13 protein-coding genes and 1 tRNA gene are annotated in these 12,764 nt (G+C 30.4%); 5 read left to right on the top strand and 9 right to left on the bottom strand.

What is annotated here, in order from left to right:
* Window positions 1–10 precede the first annotated feature (10 nt).
* A tRNA-Gly gene (locus tag ACTTAX_RS05315) sits at window positions 11–85 on the top strand.
* Window positions 86–91: 6 nt separating this feature from the next.
* The gene (locus tag ACTTAX_RS05310) at window positions 92–439 is read left to right on the top strand and encodes a 4a-hydroxytetrahydrobiopterin dehydratase (protein ID WP_440693431.1); all 348 of its coding nucleotides are present in this window, start codon (window positions 92–94) and stop codon (window positions 437–439) included.
* Here ACTTAX_RS05310 and purH read toward each other — a convergent pair.
* The 6 genes from purH to ACTTAX_RS05280 all read right to left on the bottom strand — a co-directional run bounded on the left by purH (window position 429) and on the right by ACTTAX_RS05280 (window position 6,782).
* Complete coding sequence (purH, locus tag ACTTAX_RS05305) at window positions 429–1,964, bottom strand: bifunctional phosphoribosylaminoimidazolecarboxamide formyltransferase/IMP cyclohydrolase (RefSeq protein ID WP_440693429.1); 1,536 nt, start codon at window positions 1,962–1,964, stop codon at window positions 429–431. The genes ACTTAX_RS05310 and purH overlap by 11 nt on opposite strands.
* Window positions 1,964–3,589 (bottom strand): heparinase II/III domain-containing protein, encoded by a 1,626-nt coding sequence (locus ACTTAX_RS05300; RefSeq protein ID WP_440693427.1) that lies wholly within the window; start codon window positions 3,587–3,589, stop codon window positions 1,964–1,966. Before ACTTAX_RS05300 ends, purH begins: the two co-directional genes overlap by 1 nt.
* Before the next feature lie 4 nt (window positions 3,590–3,593).
* Window positions 3,594–4,253 carry a ribulose-phosphate 3-epimerase gene (gene rpe / locus ACTTAX_RS05295; RefSeq protein WP_440693425.1) on the bottom strand — a complete coding sequence of 220 codons (660 nt, stop codon included), beginning with the start codon at window positions 4,251–4,253 and terminating at the stop codon, window positions 3,594–3,596.
* Between the two features lie 28 nt (window positions 4,254–4,281).
* Entirely contained in the window at window positions 4,282–4,638 is a 357-nt protein-coding gene (locus ACTTAX_RS05290; RefSeq protein ID WP_440693423.1) for a hypothetical protein, read from the bottom strand.
* A gap of 69 nt (window positions 4,639–4,707) precedes the next feature.
* Window positions 4,708–6,522 (bottom strand): sodium:solute symporter family protein, encoded by a 1,815-nt coding sequence (locus tag ACTTAX_RS05285; RefSeq protein ID WP_440619142.1) that lies wholly within the window; start codon window positions 6,520–6,522, stop codon window positions 4,708–4,710.
* Window positions 6,522–6,782, bottom strand: coding sequence for a DUF4212 domain-containing protein (locus tag ACTTAX_RS05280; RefSeq protein WP_440693421.1), 261 nt, complete (start codon window positions 6,780–6,782; stop codon window positions 6,522–6,524). The genes ACTTAX_RS05285 and ACTTAX_RS05280 overlap by 1 nt, the downstream gene beginning before the upstream one ends.
* A gap of 121 nt (window positions 6,783–6,903) precedes the next feature.
* Between ACTTAX_RS05280 and ACTTAX_RS05275 the strand changes: the two genes are divergently transcribed.
* Window positions 6,904–7,527, top strand: coding sequence for an esterase (locus ACTTAX_RS05275; RefSeq protein ID WP_440693419.1), 624 nt, complete (start codon window positions 6,904–6,906; stop codon window positions 7,525–7,527).
* Here ACTTAX_RS05275 and acs read toward each other — a convergent pair.
* Genes acs through tsaD form a run of 3 tightly spaced genes read right to left on the bottom strand, consistent with a single transcriptional unit; the run spans window position 7,524 to window position 11,091 of the window.
* A complete protein-coding gene (gene acs / locus ACTTAX_RS05270) occupies window positions 7,524–9,590 on the bottom strand; it encodes an acetate--CoA ligase (RefSeq protein ID WP_440693417.1) in 2,067 nt (688 codons plus the stop codon). The two genes, ACTTAX_RS05275 and acs, sit on opposite strands and share 4 nt — an antisense overlap.
* Window positions 9,591–9,604: 14 nt before the next feature.
* Entirely contained in the window at window positions 9,605–10,018 is a 414-nt protein-coding gene (locus ACTTAX_RS05265) for an EVE domain-containing protein (protein WP_440653218.1), read from the bottom strand.
* Complete coding sequence (tsaD, locus tag ACTTAX_RS05260; protein ID WP_440693415.1) at window positions 10,018–11,091, bottom strand: tRNA (adenosine(37)-N6)-threonylcarbamoyltransferase complex transferase subunit TsaD; 1,074 nt, start codon at window positions 11,089–11,091, stop codon at window positions 10,018–10,020. The genes ACTTAX_RS05265 and tsaD overlap by 1 nt, the downstream gene beginning before the upstream one ends.
* A gap of 55 nt (window positions 11,092–11,146) precedes the next feature.
* On the opposite strand from tsaD, the gene hemC reads away from it, so the two are divergent.
* Both hemC and ACTTAX_RS05250 read left to right on the top strand, forming a co-directional pair.
* On the top strand, window positions 11,147–12,064 hold the full coding sequence (gene hemC, locus ACTTAX_RS05255; protein WP_440693413.1) for a hydroxymethylbilane synthase: 918 nt from the start codon (window positions 11,147–11,149) through the stop codon (window positions 12,062–12,064).
* 1 nt (window position 12,065) lies between these two features.
* Window positions 12,066–12,764: a uroporphyrinogen-III synthase gene (locus ACTTAX_RS05250; protein WP_440693411.1), complete on the top strand. Its 699-nt coding sequence runs from the start codon at window positions 12,066–12,068 to the stop codon at window positions 12,762–12,764.

The raw sequence follows: 12,764 nt of genomic DNA, 5'->3' as shown, positions 1-12,764 counted from the left end.
AATTTAACAAGCGGGCATAGCTCAGTGGTAGAGCGTCTCGTTGCCAACGAGAAGGTCGAGGGTTCGACCCCCTTTGCCCGCTCCAAATTTTATGAGTGATGATCTTTTAACTAAAAAATGTTTGCCTTGTGAAGGAGGAGTTCTTCCTTTCGATGTATCTGAAATTCATAAATATCAGAAGAAAGTTGATGGTTGGGATATTACAGAGGATAAAAATAAAATATTTTTCCTACTTAAAAAATTTAAATTTGAAAACTTTTTAAAAAGTCAAAATTTTGTTAATGAAGTCGGTAAAATCTCTGAGGAAGAGGGTCACCATCCAGATATAAGTTTTGGTTGGGGTTATGCAGAAATCAAAATTACCACCCATGCCATAAAAGGTCTTTCAGAAAATGATTTTATTTTAGCTGCTAAGATAGATAAAATTACTAATGTCTGAAATGTCTTGTCTTAGAAAAGATTAGAATAGTATCTGTTTCGTTTGCAAATTTAATTATTTCTTTATCTCTAATTGACCCAGAAGGTTGAATTACAGCTTGAACTCCCGATTGAACTAATTTTTCAATTCCATCTACAAATGGAAAGAAAGCGTCTGATGCTGCAACCAAATTATCTCCAAATAAATTAAATTTTCTCATTTTATTAATTGCTATCTCACAGCTATCTAATCTACTTGGTTGACCTGATCCAATACCAACAATTGACTCATCTTTTGCAAGGACAATTGCGTTTGATTTAACATATCTACAAACATTGAATGCAAAAATTAAAGTTCTAAGCATCTTAGAGTTTGGTTTTCTTTTTGATACAACTTTAAAATCTTTATTTTTGAATATTTTTAAGTCTTCAGATTGAACTAATATTGCTTCATTTGATGAATTGAATTTCGTAATTTCACTAAGCGAATAATTTGTTGCATCAATTACACGTAAATTTTTTTTAGTTTTAAGTATTTTTTGGGCATCACTATCAAAACCATTAGCAATAATTACTTCTAAAAAAAGTTTATTTAGCTCAACTGCAAGATTTTTTTTTATTTTAAAATTACAAGAGACAATTCCACCAAAAGCGCTTATGGGATCACATGCTAATGCAGATTTATAGCTATCTACAGGATTTGAATTTATTGATACACCACAAGGATTTGCATGTTTTACAATTACTGTGCCTTTATTTTTTGGTAATGATTTTGAAATAGTCAAGGCAGCAAATATATCATTATAATTATTATAACTTAGTTGCTTTCCATGAATTTGTTTTAAATTAGTTTTTAAATTTTTTGAATAGTATCCACTGAATTGATGTGGATTCTCTCCATACCTTAGTTTTTCAATTAAATTTGCAGAAAAAACTTTTTTATCTGGCAGGTATATATTTGCTCTTTTATTGAAATAACTTGAAATTACAGAGTCATAGTAAGCAGTTTCAGTAAAAGCTGTTCTTGACAGTTTTTCTCTGAAATTTAATGATGTAGCTCCATTATTTTTATTCATCTCATCTATTAATTCTTGATATTGATCTGCAGAAGTAATCACTGTTACATCATTATAATTTTTAGCTGCAGACCTAACCATTGTTGGACCCCCCACATCTATATTTTCAATTATTTTTTTATGATTATTTGTAGTTTCTAAAGTTTTTTCAAAGGGATAAAAATTTACAATTATTAGATCAATATTCTCAAAATTATGTTTTTTTAAGTCATTTAAATGTGTTTTATTGTTTCTTTTATTAAGAATTCCTGCGTGTATTTTTGGATGTAAAGTTTTAACTCTTCCCTCTAAAATTTCAGGAGAATCTGTAAAATCAGACACTTCTAAACAATTAAATTTTAATTTTTTTATTTCTTTATAAGTTCCACCAGAACTAATAATTTTGATTTGATATTTTTTTAAAATTTCTAAAATTGGTCTTAAATTATTTTTATCTGATACAGAAATAAGAGCTGTCTTTATTTTTTTCATTATATTTTACTTATTTCCCATCTAATTATTTGTTCACTTTCATTATTCATGCCTGAAATAAATATATTTTGGTTTTCTTGATATGAATTTTTATTACCGAAATATAAACCATTATCAATATTTATATCGTAGTTATCACAACTAAATTGCCAACCTTCATCTTCTAATTGTATTAATATAAACTTATTATTTTGTGTTTTCATAACTTTTGAGTCGGGATGAAGATGAAACCTAATATCAAATTTAATTTGCTTATCAGGATCTTTTCTTATTATTTTATCATGACCAATAAATTTAAATTGTTCAGGATAGAATTCTATTTCTCTATGATGATCTAATTTAAACTTTTTGAAGTAACCATTATGACTAGCTGAAATTTTCCAATAATTTTTCTCAAAAACTATATTTTTATTTCCAATTTTAAAATCTTTTTGTATCAAAAAATTGTCACCAGCTTTAATAAAATCACATGAAGAATAATCTTCAATTGAAAGTGTACTGTGTAAAGCAGTACTTTTGGAAAGTTTATTCAGTCTGTTTTTTGCATCTGGATAATATCCAGAATTTGAAATTAATTTTTTATCATTAGAAAAAATTTCAAAAGACAAGACACCTGCCTGATAATCTTTAGTATATATTTTTTCAGGATTTGAACCAACGTCAGCTGCTAGGATAAACTTTTTATTTTGTAATATTGTATAGCCAGCTAACTCATTGATTTGATTTTTAAAAGTATATCCAAATCTTTTTAAATAGTGGTCAAATTCGTGATAATTAGATGAATAATTTCCATTAAAAAGTATATCTTGTTTTATGTTTTGCCACATAAAAGAATAATTAGATCCTAAATAATATATATTTTCGTCAACATATTCTGGAATTGGATTTTGAGATTCTTTAAACCATTCTCTAATAATGATTAGATATTTAAGATAAAAAACTAAATTTTGAATATTTCTTGATTTGGGAAATCCTTGTTTATCAAGAGAGTGTTTGATTAAATTTTTTAATATATTTAAACCACTGTCTAAATAATTTTTCTCATCTTTATAGGCTAAACCTGTTAAAATTATTGCTGCACAGCCAATCAGTTTTTCTTCTGTTTCATCTAAATTTTTGATCTCATTTAATAAATGGTTAGTTTGTTTTTGAAGCATATGATTAAAAAACAATCTATATTCTTCATTACTATCTTCATAAGTTAACTGATGATTGGAAAGCCAAGCAATAATTCTTTTCGCAGTGGTATTGAACTCCCAGATATTCTCATCGAATTTTTCATTTTTATTAATCCAATTGAGAATAATTGATTGTGTGGTTTCTTTAGATGATTTTAAATCCAAACTAAAAAACCAAAAAAAATTGTTTAGTTTTTTAAAGTCTTTAGAAGAAATATTGTTTGTCCAGATAGTTTCAGTTGCAAAATCTTCAATTTTATATTTTTTTTTCTGATACTTTATAATTGAAGATAAAAGATGAGGACTTGGTTTATATTCAAAATTGTTATCAAAGGTTTTTGAAATTCGCTTTTCATAAAAATTTGAATTTTTATATAATTTTCTAAATGAAGATTTTAATTTAAAAAATATTCCATTAGAAAGATTTAGAGAATTTTGAGATTGCATTAACTTATTTTGTTTTTAATAAATCAATATTCTTTTTAATATCTCCATCATTGCTTTTAAAAACCGTTGTACCAGAAACAAGAATATTAGCACCAGCTTCAATTGCTATTTTACAATTATCAAAATTTATCCCACCGTCTATTTCAATATCAAAGTTAAGTTTTTCTATTTCACTAATTTTTTTTAATTGTTTAATTTTTTCTAAAACTTCTGGCATGAACTTTTGTCCACCAAATCCAGGATTTACGCTCATTATTAAAACCAAATCAATTTTTTCTAAAAGATTTTTTATTAAATCTATACTTGTTTCAGGATTGAGAGAAACTCCTACCTTTTTCTTTAGATCTTTTATTTTATTTATTGAATCTTCTAAATTATCAGTCGCTTCCGGATGCACAGTAATTATATCTGCACCCGCATCCGCATAAGCTTCTATGTATTTATGCACTGGAGAAATCATTAAATGAACATCGAATTTTAACGAACAATGTTTTCTGAGAGCTTTAATTACTGGAGGACCTATTGTTAAGTTTGGAACAAAGTGTCCATCCATAACATCTACGTGAATCATATCAGCCCCGCCTTCCTCAAGTCTTTTTATTTCAGTACCTAATTGGCTAAAATCAGCTGATAAAATTGATGGTGATATTTGTATATTTTTCATTGATATCTAGATTTACTAGTATCAATTTTTAAAATTTAATTGAATTAAAAAATTGATAAATCTGCCTAGAAATTTCACTTTCCAGAGGAAAAGACAACATCCCCATAACTGAATATCCCAAGATCCAAGGCATTAAATAAAACCTGATCATGAAAAAGAACCAAGCTACATAAAGTGGTACTAATGGTTGAATTATGAAAGAAGGGGTAACAGGTTTAAAAATTCTTAATAGGGGATTAGTAAATTTTACAAATGCTTTCATAAAGAAAAAATTTGAGTCTTCTCTTTGGAAGATGTTCATTGCTACTCTTCCAACTAAAGTCCACATTATAATTCCAAGAATATAGTCAATTACATAAACTATAGGATGAAAGTTAGCAGACATTAAGGAATTTATATTTGATCTTAAAAAGAAATAAAAGGGGCGAAATTAATCGCCCCTTAAAAAGATTATTTATTTTTGGCCACCGATTACAGATGCACCCGCAGGTACCCTAGAATCATCAACCATTTTTTGTGTTGCAGCGCTTGGTGCTGAAGTCATTAAACTTACAACAACCATAGCTACTAAGCTAACAGTAGATCCGAAGATACCAAATGTTAACTGAGTAATTCCTAAGAATCCGCTTCCACCACTTCGTACCCAAACTAGATACGCGAAACCAGAAACTAATCCTAAGACCATACCAGCTATAGCACCTTCTTTATTAGCTCTCTTCCACCATACACCAAGTACAAGTGGCCAGAACAATCCAGACATCGCAAAGTCAAAAGCCCAGATTACTGAACCTAAGATACCTTGGATCTCCATTGCGGCAATAGTTGCTCCTGCAAAACCAATTACTACAAGTAATACCCTTGCAACAACTAGTCTCTTAGCAGTCTCAGCTTTAGGGTCTACCATTTTGTAGTAAACGTCATGCGAGATTGCATTTGCAATTGCAAGAATCAAACCATCTGCAGTTGACATCGCAGCTGCCAAACCTCCAGCAGCAACTAGACCTGAGATTACATATGGTAATCCAGCAATTTCTGGTGTTGCTAATACAACGGCTTTACCACCCATGAAGAACTCGTTTAATTCAACAGTTCCATTTCCGTTAAAGTCGCTTACAAACATCAGATTTGCTTGGTTCCAGTTTTGATACCAATCTATTGCTTGAACTTCCGCAATTGATTTACCAATAATACCTGTCGGTAAGTTTGGATCAATCAAAGCAAGTTTAGATAGTGTCGCTAACATTGGCGCAGAAGAATATAGTAGGAAGATAAAGAATACTGACCAACCTACTGATTTTCTAGCTGCTTTTACACTTGGAGTAGTAAAGAACCTCATCATCACGTGTGGTAATGAAGCTGTTCCCATCATCATTGCTAATGCTAATGAGATGAAAGCCCAAGGTGTTGCGTTTACTTCAGAGTGAGCTTTAGTAATACCAGCTAACCCTTTAGGTACTGTAGCTAAATCAGCAGCAGAGTTTTTAACAAAACCATACTGTTGTTCTAATTCACCAATTCTAGCAACTTCATCAGCTAACATGAAGTGTGGGAAGAAACCCGCACCAATATTATTACTGATCCAGAATACTGGAAGTAGGTAAGCTATAATTAGTACAATGTATTGCGCAACCTGTGTCCAAGTTACCCCTCTCATACCACCAAGCATTGAACATAGTAAAATACTTACTAGTCCAACATATACTGCGTATTGGAATGGGATATCTAAAGCAACAGCTGCAATAGTACCTGTAGCGTTAATTTGTGCAGTCACATATGTGAATGATGCAACAGTTAAAACGATAACTGCCATCAATCTTGCAGTATTACCACCATATCTAGTACCTACGAAATCTGGAACTGTGTAACAGCCAAATTTTCTTAAGTATGGTGCTAATAAAGTTGCAACTAACACATAACCACCTGTCCAACCTACAAGCAAAGCCATATATCCATAACCTTTGAAGTAAATTCCACCTGCCATTGCAACGAATGAAGCACCAGACATCCAGTCCGCTGCAGTTGCCATTCCGTTGAACACAGTTGGAACCGTTCTTCCAGCTACGTAATAGTTACTTGCTTGGGCTGTTCGAGATAGCCAACCAATTGCTGCGTAGATGAAAATGGTAAAACCTACAAAGCAAATACCTATTGCTTTTGCAGACATACCCATCTGCTCACCAATCGCCATTAAGATTATGAAACCTATAAATCCACCTGTGTAGATTCCATAAACTTTAGGCAAGTTATCTATAAAATTACCCTTAATCATTAGTCGTCTCCTTTTTCACTGAAGCCGAACTCTTCATCAATTTTTTCTTGTCTACCTGCAAACCAGAAAATAAGGATTACAAATATTGCAAGAGAACCTTGACATGTGAACCAATAAGTTAATGGATACCCAAAAGGTCCAGTAACCGAGTTCATTTCAGCTCCAAAAAGGAATATACCCATTGAGAATACAGCCCAGATTGCAAGTGTTACTAACAACAAGCCCCTGGTCTTTTCCCAGTGTTGAGCGTTTTTCGCCATGTATACCTCTCTTTTTTAGTTATAACTGATAAAACCATAACCATTATGAAAGAGAATAAAAGTGTAAAATTAGCCGTATTAGGTTAATTTTTTCATTTATTTTCAATAAAATTAACTTTTTATGAATAAAAAAAAATTAACTTGGAAAGATTTATCTTTGAGTGATTTCAAAGTTTATTTTTTTTCTTTGTTTAAAGCTTTTATTCCTAAAACAAAAATTAAAACTTTAGATGAGTTAGAAGAATTTATTCAAACAAAATCTGCCTGGGTATCTCAAGTTACACTTTATAGTTATTTAAAAACTAGAATGGGGACAAGATATGTTCTTCATTTTGATAATGATGAATTTATGAAGTCTGTTAATGAAGCTAAATGGAATATTTATTCTGTTGCTCTTCAAGATTTAACATTTTTCACTTTTTCTTATTTAAAAGTTAATTTTAGTTTTAATGAATTAGATAAAGCTAAGGAAATTTTTTTAAAAATTTTAGATGATGAGACAACAAATGGCATGCCTTTAAATATCATCGAAGAATCGAAAAAAGAATTTGATGAAAGACTAATTAAGATTGATTGGGAAAAGTATCACAACGATCGTCCTTTTAATCCAAGTGCTTTGGCAATGTACAAATGGGCACCAATAGCAGATGAATTAAAAACTCTTGATCGAAAAATAGTTTTAAATTCCGTTATTTTAAAATGGGATGTTATTAAAAAAGAATTTAAAGACAGAATACAGTTCTAAATATTTTTTCTGTTTTCAACCAAACTATCTACAACACTAGGATCAGCCAATGTAGTTGTATCTCCCAATTGACCATGTTCATTTGCAGCAATTTTTCTTAAAATTCTTCTCATAATTTTTCCAGACCTTGTTTTTGGAAGTCCTGGAGTGAAATGAATTAAGTCAGGTGTAGCAAGTGGACCAATTTGTTTTCTAACCCAAAGTTTTAGATCTCTTTCAAGTTCACCAGTTTCTCTTTCACCAGCATTTAATGTTACATAACAATATAATCCATTACCTTTAATATCATGTGGGTAACCTACGACAGCTGCTTCTGCTACCTTTGGATGAGCTACAAATGCACTTTCAATTTCAGCAGTACCCAAGTTGTGTCCTGATACAATAATTACATCATCTACCCGACCTGTAATCCAGTAGTATCCGTCTTTATCTCTTCGACATCCGTCACCAGTAAAATATTTGCCATCAAACTGAGAAAAATAAGTATCAATAAATCTTTGATGATCCCCATATACTGTTCTCATTTGTCCAGGCCACGATTGAGCTATACAAAGTCTTCCTTCACCAGGCCCTTTTATCTCTTTACCTGATTTATCAACTAACATGGGCTTAATTCCATAAAATGGTTTTGTTGCAGAGCCAGGTTTTAAAGGAATAGCACCTGTTTGAGGAGCAATTAATATCCCTCCTGTTTCTGTCTGCCACCATGTATCTACAATTGGGCACTTAGAATTTCCAACTGTTTTGTAATACCACATCCATGCCTCCGGATTTATTGGTTCACCAACAGTTCCAAGTAATTTTAAAGATTTTCTAGATGTTTTTTTGACAGGCTTATCACCTTCTCTCATTAGAGCTCTGATTGCAGTTGGTGCAGTATAGAAAGTATTTACTTTGTATTTGTCGACTATTTGCCACCACCTAGAGCTATCAGGATAGTTTGGTATTCCTTCAAACATTATAGTTGTTGCACCGTTAGAAAGGGGACCATAGATAATATAACTGTGACCTGTCACCCAACCAATATCAGCAGTACACCAATAAATATCTTTTGGTTTGTAATTAAAAATATATTGATGAGTCATAGAAGCATACACCATGTATCCACCTGTTGTGTGTAAAACTCCTTTTGGTTTTCCAGTTGAACCTGATGTGTATAAAATAAATAAAGGATCTTCTGCGTTCATTTCCTCAGGCTCACACTGAGAAGGAACATCTTTAATTAAATCATGATACCAAACATCTCTATCATAATTCCAACTAATTGAATTTCCTGTACGTTTAACAACAATACATTTTTTCACATTAGGACAGCTCTCTAATGCTTCATCAGTTGTTTCTTTTAATGGAATAGTTTTTCCACCCCTAACACCTTCATCTGCTGTAATTATATATTCTGACTCACAATCATTAACTCTTCCAGAAATAGAGTCTGCAGAAAAACCTCCAAAAATAATTGAGTGGACTGCACCAATTCTAACGCATGCCAACATTAAAATAGCAAGTTCTGGTATCATTGTAAGATAAATTGTAACTCTATCTCCTTTTTTAATACCTAATTTTTTTAAACCATTTGCCGCTTTAGAAACTTTTTGATGAAGCTGTTTGTAGGTAATTTTTTGACTATCTTTTGGATCATCACCAATCCAAATTATTGCTGTTTTATCTTTTTTATCTTTTAGATGTCTATCGATACAGTTTGCAGATGCATTTAGTGTTCCATCTTCAAACCATTTAATTTTTACTTCCTTAGAACTGTATTTAACGTCTTTAATTTTTTTATAAGGTTTAATCCAAGTAATTCTTTTTCCCTCTTTTTTCCAAAATTCGTCGTTATTTTTTATAGATTGAGAATATTTTTGCTCGTATTCACTTTTGTTAGCTAAACTACTTTTGATCCACTCAGGTTTAGTTTTTATAACTAATTCAGGAGTAGGTTTCTCATTTTGTTTTAAAATTTTTCTTGATTTTTTTCTTTTAACTTTAGTTTTTTTCTTAACTGCAGTTTTCTTTCTTACTTTAGTTTTTTTTTTAGATTTAGCTTTTTTCTTTTTTTTTGGCATGGATTATTTTTTTCTTAAATTTTACTCATGTTATTTATAATTTTCCAGCTTTTATCATCGATTGGCATTACTGAAAGTCTACTTTGTTTAATAAGCGCTAAATCCCTTAAATCCTTATTTTTTTTGATATTTTCAAGGGTCACTGGTTTAGAGAACTTACTTTTAAATTGGACTGTTACTGCAACAAATCTTCCATTCTTATCAGTTTTATCTAAATAGTGTTCTTTAATTACTTTTACTATCCCAACCACTTCTTTGCCAATATTAGAGTGATAAAAAAAACATAGATCACCCTTCTTCATACTTTTTAGATTGTTTGCTGCTTGATAATTTCTAACACCATCCCAAGGTGCTCCTTTTTTTCCAGCCTTAATTTGTTGATCAATTGACCAAACATCTGGTTCAGATTTTAATAACCAATAGTTCATTACAGTTGCACTCCTGCACCTTTTAAAAATGCAGCTTTTTCATCTAAAGGCCACCTTGGTTTAGCTGGATAATCCAAAGTATTAAATTCATTTAATTTGTATTTTTCTAGACCTACCATTGCAATCATTGCAGCATTATCTCCACAAAGTTCTATTGGTGGAAATATACTTTTATAATCATTAGCTTCACATAAATTAATTAACATAGATCTAATTTTTTTGTTAGCAGCAACTCCCCCAGCAACTACAAAAACTTTTTCTTTTAATTTATTTTCTTTTTCAAATTCTTCAAATGCTATCTTTGTTTTTTTATTAAGAATTTCTTCAACAGTTTTTTGAAAAGAAGCTGCTAAATCAAATTTTTCTTGTTCTGTTTTTATAGATTTTGCAATTTTTAAAATTGCAGTTTTTAATCCTGCAAAAGATAAATTGCATCCACCTTTATTAAAAATTGGTTTGGGTAAATCATATTTCTCAGGATCTCCTTTTTTTGCCAAAACTTCGATTTGTGGTCCACCAGGAAATTCAATTCCTAAAAGTTTAGCTGTTTTATCAAATGCTTCACCTAACGCGTCATCAATAGTTGTTCCCAATCTTTTATATTTTCCAAGACCTTGTACACTTAAATATTGTGAGTGACCTCCTGAAATTAATAATAATAGATAGGGATAATTTAAATGGGAATTTAACTTAGGACTTAATGCATGACCCTCAAGATGGTTAACTGCTATAAAAGGTTTATTGATTGCGCTTGCAAAAGCTTTTCCAAAACTTAAACCAACCGACAAACAAACAATTAAACCTGGCCCAGCAGTTGAAGCAACAGCATCAATTTGTTCAATTTTTTTTCCACTATCTGAAATTGCTTTTTCAACAATCCAATCTATTTTTTCTATATGTGATCTTGCGGCTAGTTCGGGAACTACTCCACCAAATTCTTTGTGAACATCAACCTGACTAGAAACAATATTGGATAAAACTGTTGGAATTCCTTTGTCATTTTCAGTTATAATAGATGCTGCAGTTTCATCACAGCTAGTTTCTATTCCAAGAATTAAGGGTTTTTTACTCATTCAAATAGTTTTTAATAATTGTACAATCTCAATACAAGTAAGAAATAAATTTTTAATGAATAGAAAAATTACAATAGGCTCAAGAGGAAGTAAATTGGCTTTGCTTTATGCGCAAAAAGCTAAAGATAAAATTATTGAAGTTTTAGACTTACCAGATGATCAGATTGTCATTCAAATAATAACTACAAAAGGTGATCAAATTCAGGATCGAAGATTATCAGAGGTCGGTGGTAAGGGTTTATTTTCTAGTACGATTGAAAAAGAACTGAAAGAAAAAAAAATTGATATAGCGGTACATGCATTAAAAGATATGCCAGCCATTGAAACTGAAGGACTTAGAACTAATTCATTTTTACAAAGGACAGATCCAAGAGAAGTTTTAATAACAAATGACAACAAAAATATTAAGGAATTAAAACAAAATGCAATAGTAGGAACCTCATCTTATAGAAGGGAATTTCAAATTAAAAAAATAAGATCAGATGTAAACTGTAAATTAATAAGAGGAAATGTAGATACCAGAATCAAAAAGCTAAGAGAAGGCATTTATGATGGAATAGTTTTATCTTATGCGGGTATAAAATATTTAAATTTAGATAATGAAATTTCTGAAATTTTTTCGACTGATAAAATTATTCCAAGTGCAGGCCAAGGTATTATTGCTTTACAGTGTAGAGATGATGATGATGAAATTATAAAAGTTTTGGAAAAAATAAATCATAAAGATACTTATATGAGAGCTCACATAGAGAGAAACATTTTAAAGGTATTGGAAGGTGACTGCGAAACTGCAATAGGTGCTCATTCAATTATAGAAGGGGATAGAATTACAGTTGAAGCTGAACTATTTTCATTAGACGGTTCCAAAATATTTTATGAAAAAAAATCTGGTAATATTGATATGTTTAAAGAAATTGGAACAGAAGTTGGTAACACTTTAAAAATTAAATCAAATAATTCATATAAAAAGTAAAATGCATATTTTGTTAACTAGACCCATAGAAGATTGTTCAGAAATGATAGTTAAGTTTCAATCTTTAGATCATAAAGTATCTCACCTACCATTAATAAATATTCAAAAAGTTCAACATGAAGAAATTAACTCTGGTGATTATGGTGGTTTAATTTTTACAAGTTCTAATGCTGTAAAAAATTTAAATATAGAAAATTTAAATAAAAAATTAATTTGTTTTTGTGTTGGTAGTGCTACAGAAAAAAAAGCTAGAAATTTAGGCTTCCAAAATACAATTTCTGCAGAAGGAAATGTTTCAAATCTTAAAGAACTAATTCTACAAAATTATGAATTAAAAGAAACTCCACTTCTTTATATAAGTGGTGAGATCATAACAACAGATTTAGATCAACAATTATTAAAAGAAGGGTATGCTGTTAAACGTATTATTAATTATAAAGTTAATCATACAGAAAATTTTGATGAAAATTTTGTTAACGAATTAAAGCAGAATATACCTGATATTGTTTATGTTTATTCTCAAAATAGTGCCTCTAGTTTCTTAAATTTTATAAAAATCTATCAAACAGAAAACCTTTGGATGAATACAAACTTAATGTGTATAGGTGAAAAAACCTCGTCAATATTGAATGAAATCAAATGGAAAAAGATATTTCTTTTTAATCCTGGAGAAGAAGAGTTTTTGTTATATAAAATTTAG

This window comes from Candidatus Pelagibacter sp. HIMB1695 (assembly GCF_052047655.1).
Taxonomy (GTDB): domain Bacteria; phylum Pseudomonadota; class Alphaproteobacteria; order Pelagibacterales; family Pelagibacteraceae; genus Pelagibacter.
The sequence above is the reverse complement of the archived record's forward strand: the minus strand, read 5'-3'. Positions and strand labels throughout refer to the sequence as shown.